General features: G+C 65.8%; 20 protein-coding genes. 9 read left to right on the top strand and 11 right to left on the bottom strand.

Translation table 11 applies throughout. The annotated features are described in order from the left end of the window. Positions 1-176 precede the first annotated feature (176 nt). Both J2X42_RS19795 and J2X42_RS19790 read right to left on the bottom strand, forming a co-directional pair. Positions 177-884: an ABC transporter ATP-binding protein gene (locus J2X42_RS19795; RefSeq protein WP_131132740.1), complete on the bottom strand. Its 708-nt coding sequence runs from the start codon at positions 882-884 to the stop codon at positions 177-179. A 2-nt stretch (positions 885-886) separates the two neighbouring features. Further along, the gene (locus J2X42_RS19790) at positions 887-2350 is read right to left on the bottom strand and encodes an FtsX-like permease family protein (protein WP_310167597.1); all 1464 of its coding nucleotides are present in this window, start codon (positions 2348-2350) and stop codon (positions 887-889) included. A gap of 281 nt (positions 2351-2631) precedes the next feature. Here J2X42_RS19790 and J2X42_RS19785 point away from each other — a divergent pair, with 281 nt between their 5' ends. Beyond that, a complete protein-coding gene (locus J2X42_RS19785; protein ID WP_310167596.1) occupies positions 2632-4170 on the top strand; it encodes a polysaccharide lyase family 1 protein in 1539 nt (512 codons plus the stop codon). A 94-nt stretch (positions 4171-4264) separates the two neighbouring features. Here the strand turns inward: J2X42_RS19785 and J2X42_RS19780 are convergent, their stop codons facing one another. The 4 genes from J2X42_RS19780 to J2X42_RS19765 form a co-directional block, all read right to left on the bottom strand. Then, positions 4265-5359, bottom strand: a complete 1095-nt coding sequence (locus J2X42_RS19780) for a substrate-binding domain-containing protein (protein WP_310167595.1) — start codon at positions 5357-5359, stop codon at positions 4265-4267. A gap of 56 nt (positions 5360-5415) precedes the next feature. After that, positions 5416-6702: a multiple monosaccharide ABC transporter permease gene (gene mmsB, locus J2X42_RS19775; protein ID WP_310167594.1), complete on the bottom strand. Its 1287-nt coding sequence runs from the start codon at positions 6700-6702 to the stop codon at positions 5416-5418. Positions 6703-6721: 19 nt separating this feature from the next. Further along, positions 6722-8305 (bottom strand): multiple monosaccharide ABC transporter ATP-binding protein, encoded by a 1584-nt coding sequence (gene mmsA / locus J2X42_RS19770; RefSeq protein WP_310167593.1) that lies wholly within the window; start codon positions 8303-8305, stop codon positions 6722-6724. A 119-nt stretch (positions 8306-8424) separates the two neighbouring features. Then, positions 8425-9624 (bottom strand): ROK family transcriptional regulator, encoded by a 1200-nt coding sequence (locus J2X42_RS19765; protein ID WP_310167591.1) that lies wholly within the window; start codon positions 9622-9624, stop codon positions 8425-8427. A 202-nt stretch (positions 9625-9826) separates the two neighbouring features. Here J2X42_RS19765 and J2X42_RS19760 point away from each other — a divergent pair, with 202 nt between their 5' ends. Next, positions 9827-10621 (top strand): nitrilase-related carbon-nitrogen hydrolase, encoded by a 795-nt coding sequence (locus J2X42_RS19760; RefSeq protein WP_310167589.1) that lies wholly within the window; start codon positions 9827-9829, stop codon positions 10619-10621. On the opposite strand, the gene J2X42_RS19755 is transcribed toward J2X42_RS19760, so the two are convergent. Continuing rightward, complete coding sequence (locus tag J2X42_RS19755; protein ID WP_310167587.1) at positions 10600-12240, bottom strand: PucR family transcriptional regulator; 1641 nt, start codon at positions 12238-12240, stop codon at positions 10600-10602. The two genes, J2X42_RS19760 and J2X42_RS19755, sit on opposite strands and share 22 nt — an antisense overlap. Before the next feature lie 100 nt (positions 12241-12340). On the opposite strand from J2X42_RS19755, the gene J2X42_RS19750 reads away from it, so the two are divergent. Then, the gene (locus tag J2X42_RS19750; RefSeq protein ID WP_310167586.1) at positions 12341-13879 is read left to right on the top strand and encodes an amino acid permease; all 1539 of its coding nucleotides are present in this window, start codon (positions 12341-12343) and stop codon (positions 13877-13879) included. Beyond that, complete coding sequence (locus tag J2X42_RS19745; protein WP_310167584.1) at positions 13876-15570, top strand: NAD(P)/FAD-dependent oxidoreductase; 1695 nt, start codon at positions 13876-13878, stop codon at positions 15568-15570. The genes J2X42_RS19750 and J2X42_RS19745 overlap by 4 nt, the downstream gene beginning before the upstream one ends. Here the strand turns inward: J2X42_RS19745 and J2X42_RS19740 are convergent. Genes J2X42_RS19740 through purU form a run of 3 tightly spaced genes read right to left on the bottom strand, consistent with a single transcriptional unit; the run spans position 15567 to position 17704 of the window. Continuing rightward, the gene (locus J2X42_RS19740) at positions 15567-16085 is read right to left on the bottom strand and encodes a gamma carbonic anhydrase family protein (RefSeq protein ID WP_310167583.1); all 519 of its coding nucleotides are present in this window, start codon (positions 16083-16085) and stop codon (positions 15567-15569) included. The two genes, J2X42_RS19745 and J2X42_RS19740, sit on opposite strands and share 4 nt — an antisense overlap. A gap of 31 nt (positions 16086-16116) precedes the next feature. Further along, complete coding sequence (locus J2X42_RS19735) at positions 16117-16800, bottom strand: class I SAM-dependent methyltransferase (RefSeq protein ID WP_310167582.1); 684 nt, start codon at positions 16798-16800, stop codon at positions 16117-16119. 43 nt (positions 16801-16843) lie between these two features. Further along, entirely contained in the window at positions 16844-17704 is an 861-nt protein-coding gene (gene purU / locus J2X42_RS19730) for a formyltetrahydrofolate deformylase (RefSeq protein WP_310167581.1), read from the bottom strand. Positions 17705-17981: 277 nt separating this feature from the next. Between purU and glyA the strand changes: the two genes are divergently transcribed. Further along, positions 17982-19280, top strand: a complete 1299-nt coding sequence (gene glyA, locus J2X42_RS19725) for a serine hydroxymethyltransferase (protein ID WP_310167580.1) — start codon at positions 17982-17984, stop codon at positions 19278-19280. An 8-nt stretch (positions 19281-19288) separates the two neighbouring features. Further along, positions 19289-20182, top strand: a complete 894-nt coding sequence (locus J2X42_RS19720; protein ID WP_310167579.1) for a bifunctional methylenetetrahydrofolate dehydrogenase/methenyltetrahydrofolate cyclohydrolase — start codon at positions 19289-19291, stop codon at positions 20180-20182. Between the two features lie 90 nt (positions 20183-20272). Here J2X42_RS19720 and J2X42_RS19715 read toward each other — a convergent pair whose 3' ends face one another. Then, a complete protein-coding gene (locus J2X42_RS19715) occupies positions 20273-20713 on the bottom strand; it encodes a CHRD domain-containing protein (RefSeq protein ID WP_310167578.1) in 441 nt (146 codons plus the stop codon). 226 nt (positions 20714-20939) lie between these two features. On the opposite strand from J2X42_RS19715, the gene J2X42_RS19710 reads away from it, so the two are divergent. The 3 genes from J2X42_RS19710 to J2X42_RS19700 are packed head-to-tail and all read left to right on the top strand — an operon-like array spanning position 20940 to position 23543. Continuing rightward, complete coding sequence (locus J2X42_RS19710; RefSeq protein WP_310167609.1) at positions 20940-21869, top strand: ABC transporter ATP-binding protein; 930 nt, start codon at positions 20940-20942, stop codon at positions 21867-21869. After that, complete coding sequence (locus J2X42_RS19705; RefSeq protein WP_310167577.1) at positions 21862-22713, top strand: ABC transporter permease; 852 nt, start codon at positions 21862-21864, stop codon at positions 22711-22713. Before J2X42_RS19710 ends, J2X42_RS19705 begins: the two co-directional genes overlap by 8 nt. Then, positions 22710-23543 carry an ABC transporter permease gene (locus J2X42_RS19700; protein ID WP_310167576.1) on the top strand — a complete coding sequence of 278 codons (834 nt, stop codon included), beginning with the start codon at positions 22710-22712 and terminating at the stop codon, positions 23541-23543. The genes J2X42_RS19705 and J2X42_RS19700 overlap by 4 nt, the downstream gene beginning before the upstream one ends. Positions 23544-23569 lie beyond the last annotated feature (26 nt).

The raw sequence follows: 23569 nt of genomic DNA, 5'->3' as shown, positions 1-23569 counted from the left end.
CAACAACAGAGCGTCGCAATCATGCCGGGACCGGCAGGCCAGCACACCCCACATCCTGCACCAGAAAGGGGCTACGAAGAAGGTAACGAGCGTCCTGATGGGAAGGGCGGGCACAGGTGAGGGAGGGCCCTTGGGTGGGCCCTCCCTCACCTGTGCCTTACACCGGCACCTGCGTTCTAGGCCGAGGCGGCTACCGCGGTCCGCGTGCGGGCCGCTTCCTCCGTCAGTTTGCCCTGCTGGAGCCTGAAGCGGCGGTCGGTCTTGTTGGCCAGCGCCCTGTCGTGCGTGACCACCAGGATGGTGGTGTTGTGGTCCCGGCTGAGCGAGCTGAGGAGCTCGATGATGTGGTCGCCGGTCTGCTCGTCGAGGTTGCCGGTGGGCTCGTCGGCCAGGATCAGCTTGGGCTCGTTGGCCAGTGCGCGCGCAATGGCCACGCGCTGCTGCTCGCCGCCCGAGAGCCTGTTGATGCGCCGCACATGCTTCTCCGGGTCCAGCTGCACCTGCTCCAGGAGATCCTTCGCACGCTGGAGGCGTTCGGCCTTGCGCATCCCGGCGAACTCCATAGGCAGCATGACGTTATCCACCGCGGAGAGGTTGGGGATGAGGTTGAACTGCTGGAACACAAAGCCGATGTCCCGGCGCCGGTATTCGGTCAGCTTGCCGTCCGGCATGCTGGCCAGGCTGACGCCGTTTACGACGACGTCTCCGCTGGTGGGTTTGTCCAGAGCACCCAGGAGGGACAACAGGGTGCTTTTGCCGCTGCCGCTTTTCCCGACGATGGAGGCCAGGGTGCCCTGCTCGAGTTCAAAACTCACATCGTTGACGGGCTTGATGGTGCGGTCACCCGAGTTGAAGGTGCGGACCAGGTTCTTGACTTCAATCATGGCTATTCTCCTCGCAGGACTTCGATGGGACGGATGCGGGCCGTGAGCAGCGCCGGGACGAGGGCGCCGATGATGGCGACCCCGAACACTGCCGCGATACCGGCGGCAATGACACCGGGGGAGGCGCTGGCGGTGACGGAGGTCAGCAGCTGGGAGGCGCCGCCGAACGGTCCGCCCTGGCCGCCAGGGAAGCCGGCCCCGCCGCCCGGCAGCCCGGCGCCGCCGGCTGCCCCGGCCATGGCAGCACCGCGGCCGGTGGCGGTGGCCGCCGTCGTAGTTGTGGTGTTGCTGCTGATCAGTGCCGAGGCGATGCCGCCGCTGGCGAAAGATGCGATCGCGGCGCCCACTGCGCTGCCCATGGCCACCAGGACGAGGGCTTCGAGCACGAACTGCAGGCCGATGGTGCGGTTAGGGGCGCCAATGGCCTTCAGGACACCGATCTCGCGACGGCGTTCGCGGACCAGCATGACCATGATCAGCAGGATGATGAGCCCGGCAGTGCCCAGGGCCGCGACGAAAGCGATGAAGGAGATGTTCTTGACACTGCCGAGGGAGCTGACGGCCGTCTCCAGGTTCTGGCCCTGGGTGACGTCGGCCTTGTCCGTGCCGAGGGCGGTCTCCAGCGCGGCCTTGGTGGACGAAACGTTATCCAGGGAGTCAACGGTGACAATCATCGTGGACAGCTCGCCCGGCAGTGCTGCCAGTGTCTGTGCGGTGGGAAGAGTGACGTAGAGGGCGTTGTTGCCGAACGTGGTGCCGGAATCGAACAGTCCGGCCACGGTGTAGGTCTGGTCCTTGATGGTGAACGTGGAACCCACCGACAGGCCGTTCTTCTCGGCGAGCGTGGTGCCCAGCAGGGCGTTGGCCGATTCAGCCGTGTAATCGCCGAGGCCGGTGCCGTCGGTGATGGCCAGGGCCTTGCCAGTGCTGTCGATCTCCGCGCCGATTCCGGTTGCGGTGATGGGAAGCGAGCGTACCGGCTGCGTTGTGGTGGTGCCGGTGGTGCCGTTCGCTGCCTGGTTCCGGCCACCGAGGGTGCCGGCATCGACGGCAGCGGTCAGGCTGGTGGTCAGTGTGGTGGCGGACGCGCCGCCGGGTCCGCCTTGGCCTCCGCCGGGACCGGCCTGGCCGCCGGCGGCCGTCTGCGCGGCAGCTTCGGCAGCGTTCCGGAGCCTGAAGGAGCTGGTTCCGACGACGGAGCTCACGTTGGGAACGGCGGCGGCGGTGGCTGCCTGGTCGGTGGTCAGCGGTTCGCCGCCGCCTTCAAAGCCCTGGCCGCCGGCCGGATTGACCGTCAGAACAGTGCCGACGGAGGCATTCAGCTCCTGGACCTTGGCTCCCACGGCCTGGTTGGCCACCAGCATGGCCAGTGCCAGGCCGATTGCCACGGCCAGGACGGCAACGACTGCAGCCGTTCGAACCTTGTTTCTGAAGGCATTGCCTACACTCCGGGCAAGGACGCTCACTGTACTCCTAGGATCTGGGGCCGGCGGGAAAGGCCGGCGTTCGGATCCCAGACTCGCGCCCGACCCTGTGCGGGAAACCGGGTGAACCTATGTTTGCGCTGTGAAGTCCGTTCCGTCCGTGGAAGGGCGCCTGGAAAAGGACACCCCTTGACAGCTCTGTCACGACGGACGTAAGAATAGTAGTGCCGCTCGGAAAGCGTTTTCTGAGTGGCGGTTCCCCGAAATCACTACCCGCACCCGACTAGGCATGTGGTCTGTTTGGCATGCCGGAAATAAGGCCAATGACGTCCTCCACACGATTCAAATCAACGTCCGATTCAAGATTCATCCGCCTCCGCCGCGCCGCCGGAGTGGCGGCGTCCGCCTCCGCGCTGGCGCTCGCCGCCGGCCTCGCTGTGGCCGCACCCGGCAACACAACTCCTGCCGGCATGGCACCGGGCGATGCAGCGCCGTCGCTGACCGGCGGCGGCACCATCCGTCCCGACGACGCGGCACCCACCGGCTGGGCCGCCGTCGACGGTGTGACGAACGGCGGGGCAGGCGCCCCGGCCGAAAACCGCTACGAGGTGGGCACACTGGCGGAGCTGAAAACCGCGCTGGCCAACCACGGCGAGCCGAAGGCGCCCAAGATCATCAACGTCCGCGGAACCATCGACGGCAACCAGGTCCCGGACGGGCGCATCCTCGGCGAGCAGGACTATGCCCCCGGCTACGACATCAACAAGTACATGTCCTGCTTCGGGCCGGAGGGCAAAGCCTGGAGCGACCAGACCTTCGACTACTGCAAGTCCATGCGGCAGCTGCGGCAGACCGGCAGCAACAACATGAAGCGCCAGATCGAAGTGAGCCTGCCCAGCAACACCACGCTGATCGGCCTCGGCGATGATGCCGGCTTCGTCGGCACCAACATCGTGATCCTCAGCTCCACCAACGTTGTGGTGCGGAACCTCAGCGTGGAGGCGCCGGTGGATTTCTTCACCACCTGGTCTCCGGATGACGGCGACGGCGCCTGGAACGCCCGCTTCGACGCCGTGTCCTCGGTGACGTCCAACCACCTCTGGATCGACCACGTCCGGCTGACGGACGGACGCTACCCGGACAGCGCGGCGCCGATCGGATTCCGCGGCAAGCCCGCCAACCGCCACGACGGCCTGCTGGACCTCAAGGACGGCACGGACTACGTGACCATCTCCAACAGCAAACTGCACAACCATGACAAGACAATGCTGCTGGGCTCCGGCGACGAGCACGTTGACAAGGACGGCGGCAAGCTGCGCGTCAGCTACATCGGCAACCTGATGGAGAACATCCAGCAGCGCGGCCCCCGCGTCAGGTTCGGCCAGGTGCACATGGTGAACAACTACTTTGTGGGCAGCACCGACGATCCGCAGTACCCCATGGTCAGCCAGGCGCAGGGCGGCAGCAGCTACTTCCTGGGCGCAGGCTACGAGTCCCGGATCTTCTCCGAGTACAACGCCTTTGACTACACCGGACCCGGCGCGGACGCATCAATCATGGTCAGCAGCTACAACGGGCACCGCTTCAGCGACACCGGGTCGTGGTTCAACGGAGCCCCGGCGGACCTGGAGGCCGTGGCCCGGGCGTCCTACGAAACCCACAGGGCGGAGGCATTGGCGGAAGCAGAACTCGCCGGCACGCCTGCTCCGGACTGGACCGCGTGGGCCTTCACCACCGACGTCGGCTGGGATCCCGCTGACGCCTACAGCTACAAGGTGTTCACCACGCCGCAGTCGGTGCGCAACCAGGCGCTGCACTTCACGGGCCCGGGCGTCCTGCGGGTGGAGGACCCGGTGTCGTAATTCTGAAACTGGCGCGCACCGCATAAAAGGGAATGCCCCGGCTCCTGGTGGGCGCCGGGGCATTTCCGCGTTCCGTGTTACACGGTGTTCAGTGCTACTTAGTGAGCGGGCCGAGTACCGGATCGTCCACGTAGGCCGTCCTCACGTTGGCGGCGGTCACGATCGTCGGCGGCAACAGGAATGCCGGAACCCGCTTGAACTCGTTCTTGTAGTTGCGGTTGTCGTTGATCTCCAGGGCGGTGCCCTCCTGCAGGTCCTTGATCATGGTTATGGTGTGTTCCACGATCTTGCGCGTGTCCTTGTTGATGGTGGAGTACTGCTCCCCGGCCATGATGGACTTGACGGCTTGCACCTCGGAGTCCTGACCGGTCACAACCGGAACGGACTTGCCGGCGCTCTTGATGGACGTGATGACTGCCTGGGCCAGGGTGTCGTTCGGGGACAGCACACCGTCCAGTTCAGCGGAGGAGTAGCTGCCGGAGAGCAGGGAATCCATCCGCTTCTGGGCATTTTCCGCCTTCCAGTCCTGCGTGACGGCTTTCTGGAAATCAGCCTGGCCGGAGACAACCTTCAGCGTGCCGTCGGCTATCTTCGGCTGCAGGACGCTCATGGCACCGTCGAAGAACACTTTCGAGTTGGCATCGTCCGGGGAGCCGGCGAAGAGCTCCACGTTGTAGGGGCCGGCCTTCTTTGCCGCCATGCCTTCAAGCAGTGCTTGGCCCTGCAGCTCGCCGACCTTGAAGTTGTCGTAGGCCACGTAATAGTCCACGGCCTTAGTGTTCGTGAGCATGCGGTCGTAGGCGATGATGACGGCGCCGGCATCCTTGGCCTGCTGCAGCTGGCTGCCGAGCTGGGCGCCGTCCACGGCGCCGACCACAATCACCTTGGCGCCGGACGTGATCATCGTGGAGATCTGGTTCTGCTGATCCGGGACGCCGTTGGTGGCGAACTGGACGTTGGGCTTGAAACCGGCAGAGGACAGTCCAGTGTTGAACAGGTTCTCTGCCAGGGTCCAGTTCTCGCTGGTCTTCTTGGGAAGGGCGACGCCGATCAGGGAGTCCTGGGGGAAGCCGGACAGGGCAGTGCCTGCCTTGGCGGCCTCGGCGTCGACGTCGGACCGGCCGCACCCTGTCAGGGAGAGCGTTGCGACGGCCGCGAGGACGGTCAGGGTCTTTGCGATTTTACGCATGTGGGTTTCTCTTTCTGGGTCCAAAGGCAGCCGGGCGTGCCGGCCGCCGTCGCGGGCTATTTTGACTCGGCTGGTTCTGCGGGAGCGATGATGTCGGAGGTCCTGGCAATCTCTTTCTCCGGGGTGGGCGGCTGGTTGGAACGCAGGCCGTTCATCAGCATTCCGATGATGGAGCGCCGCCCCTGGCTCTTGTTGTAGACATCGATGGCCACGGCGATCAGCAGAACCAGGCCCTTGATGATCGACTGCATGTCGGCGCCCACGCTCAGCAATTGAAGGCCGTTGTTCAGCACAGCCATAACAAGACCGCCCACGATGGAACCGATGACGGTGCCGACGCCGCCGCTGACTGCGGCGCCGCCGATGAAGACGGCCGCAATGGCGTCAAGTTCCCAGCCCACGCCGTCGGCGGGTCCGGAGCTGGTGGACCGGGCCACGAACATCATGCCGGCGATTGCCGCCAGGACTGACATGTTCATCATGACGAGGAAGTTGACCTTTTTGGACTGCACGCCAGACAGCTCTGCGGCATGGCGGTTGCCACCCACGGCATAGACGTGCCGGCCAAGGATGGTCTTGCTGGTGATGAAGACATAGAGCGCCACCAGGCCCACGAGGATCAGTCCAGAAACGGGGAACGAGGTCCCGTAGCGGCCGGTGGAGAACAGCCAGGTCACATACAGGACCGCGCCGGCAAGCAGGACCAGCCGCGTGATGGGCACCCACACCGGATCGACCGTGGCGCCAGTGCGGGCCTCGATGCGGCGGTTGCGGAACTCCAGGAACACCACGACGGCGATCAGCAGGAAGCCGAGGACCACGGTGGGGGCGTTGTACCGGGCGAAGTCGCCGATTTCCGGCAGGAAGCCCGCGCCTATGGCACGGAATTCCTCGGGCACGGGAACGGTCAATGACTTGCCCACAAACTGGTTGGCACCCCGGAAGAGCAACATCCCGGCCAGGGTGACGATGAAGGCGGGAATCCCTACGTAGGCCACCCAGAACCCTTGCCACGCACCGATCACTGCGCCCAGGACCACGCCAAGGAGGATGCCAAGGTACCAGGGGATGCCCCAGTCCCGCATGGCAATGGCCACCACGATGCCCACTGCTGCGGCAACGGAGCCGACAGAGAGGTCGATATGGCCGGCGATGATCACCAGCACCATGCCGATGGCCAGGACCAGGATGTAGGAGTTGCCGTTGAACAGGTTGATCATGTTGGTCGGCGTCAGGACCTTCCCGCCGGTGAATAACTGGAAGAACAGCACGAGCGCCACGAGGGCAATGATCATGCCGAACTGGCGGGTGTCACCGCCGAAAATCCTTTTGAGTGCTTTCATAATTGTTCCGTCCTCGGGCTTATGCGGGTTGTGCAGTGGGGGCGGCGTTGTTGCCGGCTCGGGCTGACGTCATCAGTTTCATCAGGCTTTCCTGGGTGGCGTGCTCCTTATCCAGCACTCCCGTGATGGAACCCTCAAAAATGGTGTAGATCCGGTCCGATAGTCCGAGCAACTCAGGCAGTTCGGACGAGATCACGATGACGCCCTTCCCCTGCTGCGCCAGTTGCTGGATGATGCCGTAGATCTCGTACTTTGCGCCGACGTCGATTCCGCGCGTCGGCTCGTCAAGGATGAGGAGGTCGGGGCCGGTGAACATCCATTTGGCCAGCACAACCTTCTGCTGGTTGCCGCCGGAGAGCTTGGACACGCCTTCATTGACCGTGGGTGCCTTGGTTCGAAGACTCTTGCGGTAATCCTCGGCCACCGTGAATTCCTTGCGCTTGTCCACCACAAGGCCTTTGGTGATGGCCTTGAGGTTTGCCGAGACGGTGGTGGTCTTGATGTCATCCAGCAGGTTCAGGCCGAGGCTCTTGCGGTCCTCGGTGACGTAGGCCAGTCCCGCTTTGATGGCCTGCGGAACATTCCGGATGTGGATTTCCTGGCCGTTTTTGAAGACCTGGCCGGAAATGAAGTTCCCGTAGGACCGTCCAAAGAGGGAACGGGCAAGTTCGGTACGTCCGGCGCCCATGAGGCCGGCGAAGCCCACGATCTCGCCGCGGCGCACCGTGAAGCTGGAGTTCTTGCAGACCAGCCTGTCTGCCACCTGGGGGTGGCCGACGGTCCAGTTGCGGACCTCGAAGAGCACCTCGCCGATCTCGGGGGTGTGGTCCGGGAAACGGGACTCAAGGGAGCGGCCCACCATCCCCTTGATGATGCGGTCCTCGTCCACGCCATCTGCCACGATGTTGAGCGTTTCCACCGATTTCCCGTCGCGGATGATGGTGATTTCGTCCGCGATCTGTTCGATCTCGTTGAGCTTGTGGGAAATGATGATGGACGTGATGCCCTTGGCCTTGAGGCCGAGCATCAGGTCCAGCAGGTGCTGGGAGTCGGATTCGTTCAGGGCGGCGGTGGGCTCGTCCAGGATGAGCAGTTTCACCGACTTGTTCAGGGCCTTGGCGATTTCCACGAGCTGCTGCTTGCCGACGCCGATTTCCTTGACCGGGGTGTCCGGATCCTCGCGAAGGCCAACCCGGGCGAGGAGTTCGATGGAGCGCTTGCGCGCCTCGCCCCAGTTGATCACGCCGCGGCGTGCGGGCTCGTTGCCCAGGAAGATGTTCTCCATGATGGAGAGTTCCGGGATCAGTGCCAGCTCCTGGTGGATGATGACGATTCCGGCTGCCTCGCTGGCACGGATGTCCTTGAACTGCTGGACCTCGTTCTGGTACACGATGTCGCCGTCGTAGCTGCCGTACGGGTAGACGCCGGACAGCACCTTCATGAGCGTGGATTTGCCGGCACCGTTCTCACCGCAGATGGCGTGGATCTCGCCGGCTTTGACCCGGAGGCTGACCTCCGACAGCGCCTTTACGCCGGGGAACTCCTTGGTGATGGAGCGCATCTCGAGGATTACTGGATCACTTTGCGTGGTTTGGGACGTCATATGCCCTTACGCCTCCAATGACTTCGTTGTCCGTCCCCGCAAACCGCGGGGCCGTCTGATGAAAAAGTAAACTGGATCACAGTCGTTGTCGTCAAGTCTTGAACGCAATCGGCGGCTACCTAATCGGTCTGGGCCCGCCGGATACCGGCGTACTGGAAGACCAGCGCGGCCGCTCCAAGTGCTTCGGCGCGGTCCCCGAGCGAGGACATGGTGAGAGCGGTGGTCTCCCCGATGACCGGCACGGCATGCCTGACCAGTCCGCGCCTGATGGGCTCCAGGAGGAGGTTGCCAAGGCCTGCCAGGGGCCCGCCCACCACGATTACCTCGGGGTTGATGAGGTTGGCCACGTTGCCCAAAGCGCGACCCACGGCCAGGCCGGCATCGTCCACAACGCGGAGGGTAGCGGGGTCCCTCGCCAAGGCCTTGCGGACGATGTCTGCCGGGGTCAGCGGCCGGTCCTCGCCGCGGCTTAGGAGCTCGATCATGGTAGTCGTGGACGCGATGGTTTCGAGGCAGCCGCGGTTCCCGCATCGGCACACGAGCCCCTGCTCGTGGATGGTGGCGTGGCCGATTTCTCCGGTGATCCCGATGTTTCCGTAGTAGGGCGCGCCGTTGAGAATCAGGCCCGCACCGATGCCCGATCCGATCTTCAGGAACATCAGGTTGCTGACCCCGGTATGCGGTCCCCAGGTCACCTCCGACCAGGCGCCCAAATTGGCGTCATTGTCAACGTAGACGGGGAATTTGAGGGTTTCCTCGAGATGCTGGAGGATGTTGATTCCCACCCATTCCGGGAGGATGGCGCCCTGCGCCACCGTTCCGGTCCGGCGGTCGATCGGCCCGGGAATTCCGACGCCGGCGCCCACCACGGCGCTCCGGTCCACTCCGCTTTCGCGCAGCAGCTTTTCGAGCAGGACCACCGCCGCCTGGATGCCTTCTTCTGACTGGTGGCCGAGTGGAAGCATCACGGATTCCTCCGCGATGACGTGGTAACTCAGGGATGCCAGGACCACCCGGAGATGCCTTCGTCCGAAGTCGATCCCGACGGCGACGGCACCGTTGCTGTTCAGCCTGACGTTCAGTGCCCGGCGGCCGGAACTCGTGATGGGCTCGGTGGATGCCAGCCCCGAATCCTGCATGATTTTGACGATGTTGGAGACCGTGGCGGTGGAGAGGCCTGTCTGCCGGGAAAGCTCAGCCTGGGTGGCAGGTCCGCCCATCAGGGTTTCGATGATCCGCTGCTGATTCAACTGCCTGAGCGCGGATTGAGATCCTGGATTTTTTGGGTTGCTCCTCGTCGAGCGCGGTGTTGCGGACATGCAAAGAAGATTGCCCTATTTTGACTCTTGTAGTCAAGAAGTTAACGCAAGGAGTCTGCGGGGTGAGACAAAGTGGTGGGACGATCCGTCCATCATGAGGGACGGGCCGGTGCAATTGGCCCCATCCGGCGTTGCGTCAGCTGGCTAGGCTGGCACAAGAGGACGCGTACTGTGTCCGTCCCGATCATGTGAGGTGGTAACGGTGCTGCTGGCCCTGATGCAGGCAAACGCCCGCGTACTCGACGTCGATGCAAATTTCGCCGCCCTGGATGCTGCCGCCGGGACAGCCGCCGCGGCAGGGGCCGCCGTCCTGGTCACGCCCGAACTGTTTCCTGTGGGCTACGCCCCGCTGCGGCTCCGCGCGGAACTGGACCCCGCAACGCTTCCCGCCGTCAAAGAAGCGATGAACGGCATCGCGCGCCGGCACGGGATCGCGCTGGTCTACAGCCTGCCGTCAGTTACGGACACCGGCAGATGGCACATCACCTCCACGCTGGTGGACGCCGCCGGGGCCGAGCTTCTCAGCTACGCGAAGGTGCACCTCTTTGGCGACGACGAACGGGCGGCATTCCGCCCCGCCGCGGCAGGGCCCGCCGTCGTCGACTTCAACGGGTTCCGGACGTCCATGGTGATCTGCTACGACGTGGAATTTCCGGAAACGGTCAGGGCGGCGGCGCTGGGCGGGGCAGAGCTGCTCCTGGTGCCCACCGCACTGGCGCACGGTTTTGAGTCCGTTCCCCAGGTGCTGCTGCGGGCCCGCGCACTTGAGAGCCAGCTGACCATCGCCTATGCCAACCACTCCGGAACCGAGGAGGGGGTCGAGTTCCTCGGCGGCAGCGTCATCGCCGGACCGGACGGTTCGCTGCTGGCCGCGGCGGGACCCGGAACCGAAATCCTGTACGCCGAGGTGGATCCGGATGCCGCCCGAAAAGCCCGTGAAGCGGTGCCCTATCTCCGCGAACGCCGCCCGGAGCTCTACAGGTCCTGGGGCATCTGAGGCTCCACGCCGTCCACGTACTGCAGCGCAATCCACAGCTCCGCCCGCACCTGCGCAGAGGAGAGGTCCATGGACAGCAGTTCCGCCAGGGCGTTGATCTGGCGCCGCACGCTGTTCCGGTGCATGCCCAGGACCTTGGCGCTGGCATCCCAGTTGCCGTTTTCGCCCAGCCATGACTTCAGGACACTGAGCTGGGAGCTGCGGCGGTCCGGCTCCTGCGCCAGGACCGGTTCCAGCAGCCGTGCGGCAAGCATGGTGCCCGCCCCTCGGCCCAGCAGCCCCGTGACTGACCAGCTGACGTCGTCCACGCGAACACTCTCCCCGCTGGCCTGGACGCGGGGCCGCAGCGACGCCGCACGCTGGTAGGAGGCAGGAAGTCCGGCCATTTCCGTGGGTTCGCCCACCACCAGCCGCCAGCCGAGGTCCTCCACCTCATGCAGCAGCGCGTCGTCCACCTTCAGCCTGGTGACCGCGGCAAACCCATAGTCCGTCAGCTCCACCATCTTCGTGTCGAACAGCCTGCGCCACTGCAGCAGCTCCCGGACCGGGCCATCCGCGGACGCAGGCGCCGCGGCATCCGCGCGGACGCCCTGGACTACCCGCAGGGCACCGGACCGGGTTCCGGAAACACTTTGGGCGAGGAGGTCCCGAAGGACGTTCAGCTGCCGGGTTGAGCCGGCGGCCAGGCTTTCCGGATGCAGCAGCAGTGCCGTTGCCAGCTGGCTGGGGGCGAGCGAGCCGCTGGTGCGCTGGCGGACCAGCAATTCGAGCAGCCCAACCACCGAGGAGACCACACTGTTCTGGGCCGGGGTCAGCGGCCTGTCGGTACCCAGGATGAGCGCCCCGAGGGTGGCGTCCTTGGTGCTCCGGAGCGGGTGGCCGAACACCAGGGCTGAACCGTTCGCGGGCAACGAGTCCGTCTCCACCCGAGGGCCGGTGCCGGTCAGGAGCCGCTTCAGCAGCGGCTGCAGGACGGAAGGCTCGACGGCGGCCGCAGGGCTGGTCCCGCCGGTTCCGGCTGCTGCGGCCCGGGCGCGCACCCGGCCGTCCGCCCCGAAAAGCTGGGCCCACACCGGGACCCGTTGCGCCAGGGCGGAGAGGAGCTCATGCTCGGGCCTGGCCGACAGCACCGCCCGCATGAGTTGCCGGTTGGTGTCCGCCAGTTGACGGAAGACGCGGGCGTTGCCGGATTCCAGGAGCTGGGAGAACTCCAGGCCGATGGCGGCGAAGGGGACGCTGTGGGGAATCTGGACCAGCGTAAGCTGATGTGTTTGGCACGCCGAGAGCACGGGGTCCGGGACGGCCTCGAAGTAGGGCTCCAGGCCGAACCCCAGGGCAGCGACGCCTGCCCCGACCAGCCGCCGGACGTACGCGTCCGCCCGCTCCTTCGTGCCGCCGTCGTCCAGGAACGGCAGTCCCGCCGTCAGGACGAACTCCCCGTCCAGCAGGTAGGGCGTGGGATCCTCCAGTTCGCTGGGCTCCACCCAGCGCAGCGGCGCGGCAGAGTTGCCGGCATCGTGCAGGACTGTGACGTCCGCCGGGAGTGCTGCCAGGAACCGGCCGAGGGTCACCGCGTCTAGGTTTTCCGAGCCATCCGCCAATGGTGCATTACGTCTCATGTATGAAGACTACAGGTCACTTTGCACCCCACTGAGATGCCGCTCACACGCCTACGCTGGGTGGGGGAAACCGACAACTACTCACGAACGGACGTCAACGATGACTGTGCCAACACTTTCCGGACCGGCCACGGGCCGTGCGGCCGGCCGTCCCGGGCTGGGCGCGCAACTGCTGCGCCGGAAACCGATCGGCCAGATGGTCAGCGAAGCGGAAAACGGCCACGGCGGACCGAAACTCCTCCGCAGCTTCGGGGTCCTGCAGCTGACCATGATCAGTGTCGGCGCCACCCTGGGGACCGGGATCCTGGTGATCCTCGGCGAATCCGTTCCGCTGGCCGGCCCCGCGATCTGGATCTCGTTCGCCATCGCCGGGTTCGCCGCACTCCTCTCCGCAGTGTCCTATGCGGAAATGGCGGGCATGGTTCCCGTTTCCGGTTCCAGCTATTCCTACACCTACGCCACGATGGGCGAAGGCATGGCCTGGATCTGCGGCTGGTGCCTGGTCCTTGAGTACGCGGTCTCGGTAGCGGCCGTCGCCGTGGGGGCAGGGCAGTACGTGAACGAGGCCCTCGCCGTGTTTGGGCAGGTCCTGCCCGACGCCATTTCCCAGCCGCCGGGCGACGGCGGCATGGTCAACATCCCGGCCATGTTCATCGTGGTGCTGGCAACCGTCCTGCTGGTCCGCGGGGCCAAGGAAAGCGCCTGGATCAACACGTCCATCGTTGTGGTCAAAGTCGGCATTCTCCTCTTCTTCTGCGCCGTGGCCTTCACCGCGTTCAACGCCGGCAACTTTGAGCCGCTCCTGCCCATGGGTGCTGCCGGAGTTTCCGCCGCCGCGTCCCGGGTGTTCTTCTCCTATATCGGCTTTGATGCCGCCTCCACCGCCGGCGAGGAAGCCCGCAACCCCAAGCGCGACCTTCCCCGCGCCATCATGCTCTCCATGGTCATCGTCACCACCATCTACGTGCTGGTGGCCGTCGCAGCAATCGGCGCCCGCCCTTGGGGCTGGTTCGACGGCACCGAAGCTGCCCTGGTGAAAATCCTGGAGGAAACCACGGGCCAGCCCTGGATCGCCCTCGTCTTCGCCGTCGGCGCCGTACTGGCCATCGCCAGCATTGTGCTCACCGTCCTCTATGGCCAGACCCGCATCCTGCTCTCCATGTCCCGCGACGGCCTCATCCCTAAGGTCTTCGGCCGCGTCTCCCGCCGCACCGGCACCCCCGCGGCCGGCACGCTCCTGGTGGGCACCGCCGTCGCCCTCACTGCCGGGCTGGTCCCGCTCGGTGCCCTCGCCGACGCCACCAGCATCGGCACGCTGTTCGCCTTCGCGCTGGTCAACGTGGCCGTGATCTACCTGCGCCGCACCCGGCCCGAACTGGAGCGCACCTTCCGCGTGCCACTCTTCCCATTGACCCCGGTCCTCGGTGCCCTGATGTGCGCCTACCTCATGGCCAACCTGGGCGCTGACACCTGGGTGACTTTCGGAATCTGGATGCTGGTGGGCCTGGCGGCCTACTTCGGCTACGGCCGCCGGAACTCCAGGGTGGCGGCGCTGAGCCACGAGGAATACCGTGAGCTGAGCAGGCCGGAATCTTCAACGCTGTCCACCACCGAACGAACGAAGGCAGAGCTTTCATGACCGTCGCCACCGAACTCCCGGCTTCCGACCCGGCCAGCACCCAGGCCGGCCCCATCACCATGCTGAACCCCGATTTTCCGTTCAGCTACGACCACTACCTTGCCCACCCGGCGGGGCTCGGTGCGGTTCCGCCGGAGCTCTACGGCACCGAGGTGGCCGTCGTTGGGGCGGGCCTTTCGGGCCTGGTCACGGCCTACGAACTGATGAAGCTGGGCCTGCGCCCCGTGGTCTACGAGGCCGACCAGATCGGCGGACGCCTGCGCACGGCGAGCTTCCCGTCCGCCCCCGGCGTGGTGGCAGACCTCGGCGGCATGCGGTTCCCCGTATCCGGCCGGGCCTTCTACCACTACGTTGACCTGCTGGGGCTGGACACCCAGGATTTCCCCAACCCGCTGGCACCGGTCACCTCCAGCACCGTGATCGAACTGGCTGGCCAGAAGCACTACGCCGAGACCGCCGCGGACCTGCCGCCGTTCTTCCGCGAGGTGGCCGATGCCTGGAAGGCCGCGGTGAACGACGGCGCGAAGTTCGCCGAAATGCAGGAAGCCATCCGTGCCCGCGATACCGGCCGGATCAAGGACCTCTGGAACGAACTGCTGCCGCTCATGGACGAACAGACCTTCTACGGGTTCATCGCCGGAAGCGAGTCGTTCAAGGAAGCCGGCTTCGCGCACCGTGAGGCCTTCGGCCAGGTGGGCTTCGGCACCGGCGGCTGGGACACCGACTTCCCCAACTCCATCCTGGAAATCCTCCGTGTGGTCTACACGGACGCCGATGACCAGCACCGGCTCATCAGCGGGGGAGCCCAACGGCTCCCTGAGGCACTCTGGCAGCACGCGCCGTCGGGCATGGCCCACTGGCCGGACGGAACGTCCCTCGCATCCCTGCACTCCGGCTCACCCCGCGGTGCCGTGGGCAGGATCAGCCGCGACGCCGACGGCGGCCTCCGGATCCGGGAGCGCTGGGGCCGCGAAGCCAGCTACCCCGCTGTGGTGACCACCTGCCAGTCCTGGCTGCTGTCCACCAGGATCCACACCGAGGAGGCGCTGTTCCCGGCCGAGCTGTGGACCGCGATCGAGCGCTCTCACTACATGCAGTCGTCCAAGACGTTTGTGATGGTGGACCGCCCGTTCTGGAAGGACACCGACCCGGACACCGGCCGCGAGGTGCTGTCCATGACATTGACGGACCGGCTGAACAGGGCCACCTACCTCCTCGATGACGGCCCGGACAAGCCTGCCGTGATCCTGCTGTCCTACACCTGGAACGACGACGCGCTCAAATGGCTGTCGCTGGATGCCGACGAGAGGGTGGAGCTGATGCTGCACTCACTGGAGCAGATCTACCCGGGCGTGGACATCGCCAGCCACATCGTGGGCCAGCCCATCACGGTCTCGTGGGAAGCCGACCCGAACTTCATGGGTGCCTTCAAAGCAAACCTGCCCGGGCACTACCGCTACCAGCAGCGGCTGTATACGCACTTCAAGCAGGACAAGCTGCCCGAATCCCAGCGCGGGATCTTCCTGGCCGGGGACGACGTGTCCTTCACCGCGGGCTGGGCCGAAGGCGCCGTGACCACGGGCCTGAATGCCGTGTGGGGAGTGGTGAACCACCTGGGCGGCGCGTCGGCGCCGGACAACCCCGGACCCGGTGAACTCCTGGACTCGATCGGCCCAATCTCATTGGACTAAGCGTGCAGTTCCCTGTGCGCCCGCGCCAGGTCGACGTAGCGGGCGGCGTTGGCCTTCACGCCGTCGAACTCCTCGTCAGTGAGTTCCCGCCGTACCTTGGCGGGGACGCCGGCCACGAGTGACCGGGGCGGCACAACCGTGCCTTCCAGGACGACGGCGCCGGCCGCCACGAGCGAGCCGGTGCCGATCACCGCGCCGTTCAGTACTGTGGCGCCCATGCCGATCAGGCAGTCGTCCTCCACAGTGCAGCCATGGACGACGGCGGCATGCCCCACGCTGACGCCCGACCCGACGCTGCAGGGGAAGCCCGGGTCGGCGTGCAGCACCACGTTGTCCTGCAGGTTGCTGCCGGCACCCACGGTGATCGCGGCGGTGTCGGCCCGGACGGAGACGCCGTAGAAAGCGCTGGAGTCTTCCGCGAGGGTGGCGTTGCCGATGATCGATGCCGTGGGGGCGACGAAGGCGGAGCCATGGACGGCCGGTGATGCGCCGGCGAAATCGTAAAGAGGAGCCATGGGCCAAGCCTAGGACATCCGCGACCGCAAGTTAGCTGGGGGAGGCGGGGGTACGGAGGATCAGGAACTGGTAGTGCTGCGTCCAGTGCCCGGCGCCCGGGCCGGATTCCTCTCCTGTGCCTTCGGGCCAGGTGACAAAATCCTCGATCACTCCGTGCCGTCCGAAAACCCGCCGCACGGTTTCGTCGCTGCGCCGGCTGAAGAACCGCGGTGGTTCTAGGTCGTCTTCCGGGTTCAGCACCTCTTCGTCGTCACCGGACCAGAGGCCGACGGCGATGGGCGCGCTGGGTGCCGTGACGCGCACCAATTCGCGCAGGACGCCGTCGATATCAGAGGCGGGGATGTGCAGCAGCGTGCTCATCGACCACACCGCGGGAAACGCGCCATCGGCGAAAGGCAGCCTCCGGGCGCTCGCGACCGAGACGTCCAGGCCCTTCGACCGGGCCTGCCGGACGTGCTCCTCCGCGAGGTCAACGCCGGTGTAATGGATGCCGGCCTGGACAAACTTCAGCCCGTCCGTCCCGGGGCCCGTGCCGATCTCCAGGACGTCGTGGCGGCCTTCGGACTTCAGCAGGCTGATGAACCGATCGCGTTCTTCCACGCGCCGCGGCGACAGGGGATGATCCCAGCCGGACGCGGCACGGCGGTTGTAGAACTCGGCGAGGTGCTGTTCGCTGCCGGCTTCCTCCATCCCAACCCCGGATGCTGCGTCCATGCTGGTCCCCGTCCGTCAGTTGAAGCCCGTCAATTAATGCCGGTCAGTTAAAGACGACGGTCCGGTTGCCGTCCAGCAGGACCCGGTGCTCGGCGTGCCACTGGACCGCCTGCGCCAACGTGCGGCCCTCCACGTCCCGGCCCATCTGCACAAACTGCTCCGGCGTGCGCGCGTGGTCCACGCGGATCACTTCCTGTTCGATGATCGGTCCCTCATCCAGCGCGGCCGTGACGTAGTGGGCGGTGGCGCCGATCAGCTTGACGCCGCGGGCGTGGGCCTGGTGGTAAGGCCGGGCGCCCTTGAAGGACGGCAGGAAGGAATGGTGGATGTTGATGGCCTTGCCGGTCAGCTCAGCACAGAGGTCATCCGAAATGATCTGCATGTAGCGGGCCAGGACCGTCAGTTCGATGTCGTGCTCGGCCATGATTGCCCGCAGCTTGTCCTCGGCCTGCGCCTTGGTGTCGGGCGTGACCGGAATGTAGTGGAACGGGATGCCGTAGAACTCCGCGAGCCCGGCGAGGTCGCGGTGGTTGGAAACGATGGCAGGGATCTCGATGGGCAGGGTACCGGAGCGCTGCTGGAACAGGATGTCATTCAGGCAATGCGCCGAAGTGCTGGCCATCAGCAGGGTGCGAACCTTCTGGCCCACGGCGTTGAGGCTCCACTGCATTCCGAAGGCCTCGACCACCGGCTCCAGCGCCGCCTTAAGCTCGGCCTTCCCGACCGCCGTCGTGACCTCAACGCGCATAAAGAAGTTCCCCGTGGCGGGGCTGCCGTACTGCTGGGAGTCCGTAATATTGCATCCCGCCACCAGCAGGGCACCCGCCACGGCGTGCACGATTCCGGGGCGGTCCGGGCAGGACAGGGTTACTATATACGCTTGGTTCAGCTGCTCATCACTCACGCCTACCAGCCTACCCGCGCGGGCCGGCCGTATTTGGTAGTCTTGTGGCGTCGCAACTGGCGTTGGGTGGCTAACCACCAGGGAGCGGCAATCACGAAGACCACGGATCGTACGCCTGGGCCGAGGGTCATGTCTTGCCGGACAAAGTGCTGCAAACCCTGATGGGGGAGCAGCACCATCCCGCGTACTTTCACGCCCTGTCATCAAGGGGCGGGGGCGTGCGCCAGCCGGTAGCCTGACCTTTAGCAGTGCCCGTATCCCTAGCCAGGAGTTTTTCGTGACTACTACCGCCACCACAACAGCCGCCGTCAGCAACCAGTCGCTGGCCGAGCTTGATCCCGAAATCGCCGCAGTCCTCGACCAGGAACTCGGCCGCCAGCGCGGCACCCTGGAAATGATCGCTTCCGAAAACTTCGCTCCGCGCGCCGTGATGGAAGCCCAGGGCTCCGTCCTGACCAACAAGTACGCCGAAGGCTACCCGGGCCGCCGCTACTACGGCGGCTGCGAATACGTGGACATCGCCGAGCAGCTGGCCATCGACCGCGTGAAGGCACTCTTCGGCGCCGAGTACGCCAACGTCCAGCCGCACTCCGGTGCGCAGGCCAACGCCGCTGCGCTGTCCGCCATGATCACCCCCGGTGACAAGATCCTGGGCCTGTCCCTGGCGCACGGCGGCCACCTGACCCACGGCATGAAGCTCAACTTCTCCGGCAAGCTCTACAACGTGGCCGCCTACCAGGTCGAGGAAGACAACTTCCGGATCGACATGGACAAGCTGCGCGAGCAGGCGATCGCCGAGAAGCCGCAGGTCATCATCGCCGGCTGGTCCGCGTACCCGCGCCACCTGGACTTCGCTGCCTTCCGCTCCATCGCCGATGAAGTGGGCGCGCTGCTCTGGACCGACATGGCACACTTCGCCGGACTGGTGGCAGCAGGCCTGCACCCGAGCCCGGTGCCGTACTCCGACGTCGTCACATCCACCGTGCACAAGACCCTCGCCGGCCCGCGTTCCGGCGTGATCCTGGCCAAGCAGGAGTGGGCCAAGAAGCTCAACTCCAACGTCTTCCCGGGCCAGCAGGGCGGCCCGCTCATGCACGTCATCGCGGCCAAGGCTGTTGCGTTCAAGATCGCCGGCACCGAGGAATTCAAGGAACGCCAGGAGCGCGTCCTCGAAGGCGCCAAGATCATCGCCGACCGCCTCAACCAGGCCGATGTCGCCGAAGCCGGCGTCTCCGTCCTCACCGGCGGCACCGACGTGCACCTGGTCCTCGTTGACCTGCGCAACTCCCAGCTGGACGGCCAGCAGGCCGAGGACCTCCTGCACTCCGTGGGCATCACCGTGAACCGCAACGCCGTGCCGTTCGACCCCCGCCCGCCGATGGTCACCTCCGGCCTGCGCATCGGCACCCCGGCCCTGGCCACCCGCGGCTTCGGCGCCGAGGAGTTCACCGAAGTCGCCGAGATCATCGCCACCGCCCTGAAGGCCGGCTCGGCCACGGACGTCGAGGCCCTGCAGTCCCGCGTGGACAAGCTCGCCGCCGACTTCCCGCTCTACCCGCAGCACGAGCAGTGGTAACCCCGTCCATGGCGCAGACCGCGAAGATCCTTGACGGCAGGGCGGCCGCTGCATCCATCAAATCCGAGCTGACTGACCGCGTTGCGGCCCTCAAGGCCAAAGGCGTAACACCCGGCATCGCCACGGTGCTCGTGGGCGCGGACCCGGCCTCGCAGCTGTATGTGTCCATGAAGCACAAGCAGTCGGTGGAGATCGGGATGAACTCCATCCAGCGTGAGCTTCCGGCGGATGCCACCCAGGAGCAGGTTGAGGCCCTCATTGACGACCTCAATGCGGACCCCGCCTGCCACGGCTACATTGTGCAGCTGCCGCTGCCCAAACACCTTGACACCGACGCCATCCTCGAGCGGATCGACCCCGCCAAGGATGCCGACGGCCTGCACCCGACCAACCTTGGCCGGCTGGTGCTCAACGTCAACGGCGAGATCACCTCGCCGCTGCCGTGCACGCCCCGCGGCGTCATCGAGCTCCTGGAGCGCAACGGCTACAGCCTCGCCGGCAAGCACGTCGTGGTGGTCGGCCGCGGCGTTACGATCGGCCGCTCGATCGGCCTGCTGCTCACCCGGCGGGCCGTGAACGCCACCGTGACCCTGACGCACACCGGCACAAAAAACCTCTCGGAGCTGCTGCGGCAGGCGGACGTCATCGTGGGCGCGGCGGGTGCCAAGCACATCGTCAAGGCCGCGGACGTGAAGCCGGGCGCTGCAGTGCTTGACGTCGGTGTCACCCGTGAAACCGACCCCGAGACGGGCAAGAGCAAGGTACATGGCGACATCGAACCCGCCGTTGCCGACGTGGCAGGCTGGATTTCGCCGAACCCCGGCGGTGTCGGTCCCATGACCGTGGCGCTGCTGATGACCAACGTGGTCGAGGCCGCGGAACGCCAGGCGGGAATCGCCTAGCACCAAGGCACAAAAGCAACGCCCGACGGCGGCACGCACCTTTGCACTCAGGGGCGGGCCGGCGTCGGGCGTTGCTTGTTAAGCCCGCGGCTACTTCAGCTGGCCCCGGATCTCGCCGCCCGGGAAATCCACGTTGTGCACGTTGATGTAGTACGCGCCCGGGTTGGCCTCAATGGCGGACAGAACGGCCGCACTCGCCGTGGTGCAGGTATCAACCGTCCAGTCGGTACCGCTGACCACCTGCAGCGGAACAACCACCGGACCGGCTACATTGCGGGGTCCGATGTGGATGTGGGCCGCCGTGGCCGGGGCGGACAGATCGCGGGCTGTCAGCGTGTAGCAGAGCTCGTTGCCGTCGATTGTGTAGCTGAAGGATCCGCCGGCTCCGGTACGGACGGATTCGGCCTCCTGGCCCGTGTTCAGCGGAATGGCCGGAACGCCTCCCGGTTTTGCCTCGGCGGGGGCGGTGATTCCCAAGAGGGAGACGATGGCTGCGGCCACCGCGGCGGTCCTCAACCCGGAACTTTTCATGATGCGTCCTCAGTTAGTGGTTGTTGTTCCATCCTCCAGTGAAATCACGCTACGCCGGGGCCACAGCAGGCTCAATAGCCGAGGATTGGGCTGGTGGCGGGTGCCGCCGTCGGCCGTTCCCGGAGCCCTACTGCAAGTCCTCTTTCACATTCCGGAGGGCTGAACTAGTCTGCGGAGGGTGCACAATAAAGCCATCGTGTCCTCCACCCCCTCTGCCGGCCATCCGATCAGGCAGCGCACAGTCATCGCCGCGCAGGACCTGCGCAAGACCTATGGCGACGTAGCCGCCGTCGACGGAATATCCTTCAGCGTTGCGTCAGGGGAGTCCTTCGGCCTGCTCGGACCGAACGGAGCCGGCAAGTCCACCACGATGAAAATGATCGGCGCGGTCACCCAGCGAACGTCGGGAGAGCTAAGCATCATGGGCCTGGACCCCGACAGCCACGGGCCCGAGGTCCGCGCGCACCTCGGCGTGGTGCCGCAGCAGGACAACCTGGACGAGGAGCTTCGGGTCCGGGACAACCTCCTGGTGTACGGCCGCTACTTCGGGCTGCCCATGAGCTACCTGAAGCCGAAGGCCGACGAGCTGCTGGAGTTCGCCCAGCTCACCGACAAGGCGAAATCCAAGGTCGACGCGCTGTCCGGCGGCATGAAGCGGCGCCTCACGATCGCCCGCTCCCTTATCAACGAGCCGCGGATCCTGCTGCTGGACGAACCCACCACCGGGCTGGACCCGCAGGCACGGCACATCCTGTGGGACCGGCTGTTCAGGCTCAAGGAACAGGGCGTCACCCTCATCCTGACCACGCACTACATGGATGAGGCGGAGCAGCTGTGCGACCGGCTGATCGTGGTGGACAAAGGCCGGATCATGGCCGAAGGATCGCCGGCGCAGCTGATCCGCGAGCACTCCACGCGGGAGGTATTGGAACTGCGGTTCGGCTCGGAGCGCAACACCACAGTCGGTGCGGAACTGCAGGGGATCGGCGAACGCCTCGAGGCCCTGCCGGACCGGGTGCTCATTTACGCGCACGACGGCGAAGCCGCCCTTGAGGAGGTCTCTTCCCGCGGCCTGCGGCCGCTGACATCACTGGTCCGGAGGTCCTCGTTGGAGGACGTTTTCCTCCGCCTGACCGGCAGGAGCCTCGTTGACTGAGGACGCTGCGCTGACCGCGACAGCGGCCCGCGCCCACCCGCCGGAAGTCTCGGCCGCCAAGGCGCGCCGCTGGGGTTCCTTCTACTATGCGGAGCAGGTCCTCCGGGTCATGAAGGGCTACAGCTGGTCCATCCTGATGTACAGCGTGGGGCAGCCGGTGGCCTACCTGTTCGCCATGGGCGTGGGGTTGGCCACACTGGTGGACACCGGGGACGCAGGCGCCTTCGGCGGGGTCAGCTATCTGGCCTTCATTGCACCGGCGCTGCTCGTGTCCGCCGCCGTCATGACCGCCGCCAACGAGTTCACATTCCCGGTCATGGGCGGCTTCAAGTGGCGCCGGACCTACTACGGTCCGCATGCCTCTCCGCTGACGCCGGAGCAGATTGCCGGCGGGCAGATCATTGCTGTCACGGTGCGGCTGATTCTGCAGTCCGCCATCTACTTCGCAGCCGTGGCACTGTTCGGGGCCTCTCCCTCCGGATGGGGCTGGGCGGGCATCGTCGTGGCAACCCTGGCCGGGCTGGCCTTCGGCCTGCCGCTGATGGCGTACTCCGCGTCCATCAAGGAGGACAAAGGCCAGTTTGCCCTGGTGATGCGTTTCATCGTGATGCCGCTGTTCCTCTTCTCCGGGACGTTCTTCCCGCTGGACACCCTGCCGTGGGCCGTCCGATGGATCGGCTGGATCTCGCCCATCTGGCACGGCACCGAACTGGGCAGGGTCTTCAGCTACGGCTACCAGGAACCTCCGGTCCTGACCGTCGTCCATATTGTGGTGCTGATGGCGCTGGCGGTGCTGGGCTGGGTCCTCACCAGGCGCCAGTTCGTCCGGAGGCTGGGGCAATGAGCACCGTCACTGGCAGCCACGCCGTGGCGGAGGAGGCCCGGAACAGGACGTTCGGGCCGCTGTATTCGCGCAACGCCAAAGCCGTGATCTCCCGGGGCCTCATGGCAACCAGGAGCACAAACTGGCTGGTCATGCTCTCCGGATTCTTTGAGCCCGTGCTGTTCCTGATCTCGATGGGGGTGGGCCTGGGCGCCATCGTGGGCGCAGTGCAGGGACCTGACGGGACGGAGATCAGTTACGCGGCCTACATCGCCCCGGCGCTGCTGGCCGTCTCCGCCATGAACGGGGCCGTGTACGACTCCACCTGGAATGTCTTTTTCAAGATGAACTTCGCCAAGCTGTACCAGGGCATGCTCTACACCTCTCTGGGACCGCTGGATGTGGCCCTGGGCGAAATCTTCCTTGCCCTGCTGCGCGGGCTGCTCTATGCCACCGGATTCACGGCGGTGATGGGCCTGATGGGACTCATCACCACACCCTGGGCCATCCTGATGATCCCGGCCTCCGTGCTGATCGCCTTCGGCTTCGCCAGCCTGGGGATGGGCATCACCAGCTTCCTGAAGACCTTCCAGCAGATGGACTGGATCAACTTCATCATGCTGCCGATGTTCCTGTTCAGCGCCACGTTCTACCCGCTCAGTGTCTACCCGCAGTACATCCAGTGGCTGATCCAGGCCATGCCGCTCTGGCACGGCGTGGAGCTGCTGCGGCAGATCAGCGTTGGCGCGTTCACGCCGGCCACCGCCATCCATGTTGGCTACTACTTGCTGATGACGGCGCTGGGAATGCTGCTCACCACCGTCCGCCTCCGAAAGCTGTTCCTGAAGTAGCGCCCCCTAATTGGCGTGTTCGCCGG

Source organism: Arthrobacter sp. BE255, from assembly GCF_031457335.1.
Lineage (GTDB): Bacteria > Actinomycetota > Actinomycetes > Actinomycetales > Micrococcaceae > Arthrobacter.
Note: the sequence above shows the minus strand (reverse complement) of the source record. Positions and strands in the feature narration are given on the sequence as shown.

Bases quoted from the DNA above. Each gene is read 5' to 3' on its own strand.
- J2X42_RS19795 (WP_131132740.1), bottom strand. From the start codon at position 884: ATGATTGAAGTCAAGAACCTGGTCCGCACCTTCAACTCGGGTGACCGC.
- J2X42_RS19785 (WP_310167596.1), top strand. From the start codon at position 2,632: ATGACGTCCTCCACACGATTCAAATCAACGTCCGATTCAAGATTCATC.
- J2X42_RS19780 (WP_310167595.1), bottom strand. From the start codon at position 5,359: ATGCGTAAAATCGCAAAGACCCTGACCGTCCTCGCGGCCGTCGCAACG.
- mmsB (WP_310167594.1), bottom strand. From the start codon at position 6,702: ATGAAAGCACTCAAAAGGATTTTCGGCGGTGACACCCGCCAGTTCGGC.
- mmsA (WP_310167593.1), bottom strand. From the start codon at position 8,305: ATGACGTCCCAAACCACGCAAAGTGATCCAGTAATCCTCGAGATGCGC.
- J2X42_RS19765 (WP_310167591.1), bottom strand. From the start codon at position 9,624: ATGTCCGCAACACCGCGCTCGACGAGGAGCAACCCAAAAAATCCAGGA.
- J2X42_RS19755 (WP_310167587.1), bottom strand. From the start codon at position 12,240: ATGAGACGTAATGCACCATTGGCGGATGGCTCGGAAAACCTAGACGCG.
- J2X42_RS19750 (WP_310167586.1), top strand. From the start codon at position 12,341: ATGACTGTGCCAACACTTTCCGGACCGGCCACGGGCCGTGCGGCCGGC.
- J2X42_RS19745 (WP_310167584.1), top strand. From the start codon at position 13,876: ATGACCGTCGCCACCGAACTCCCGGCTTCCGACCCGGCCAGCACCCAG.
- J2X42_RS19740 (WP_310167583.1), bottom strand. From the start codon at position 16,085: ATGGCTCCTCTTTACGATTTCGCCGGCGCATCACCGGCCGTCCATGGC.
- J2X42_RS19735 (WP_310167582.1), bottom strand. From the start codon at position 16,800: ATGGACGCAGCATCCGGGGTTGGGATGGAGGAAGCCGGCAGCGAACAG.
- J2X42_RS19720 (WP_310167579.1), top strand. From the start codon at position 19,289: ATGGCGCAGACCGCGAAGATCCTTGACGGCAGGGCGGCCGCTGCATCC.
- J2X42_RS19715 (WP_310167578.1), bottom strand. From the start codon at position 20,713: ATGAAAAGTTCCGGGTTGAGGACCGCCGCGGTGGCCGCAGCCATCGTC.
- J2X42_RS19700 (WP_310167576.1), top strand. From the start codon at position 22,710: ATGAGCACCGTCACTGGCAGCCACGCCGTGGCGGAGGAGGCCCGGAAC.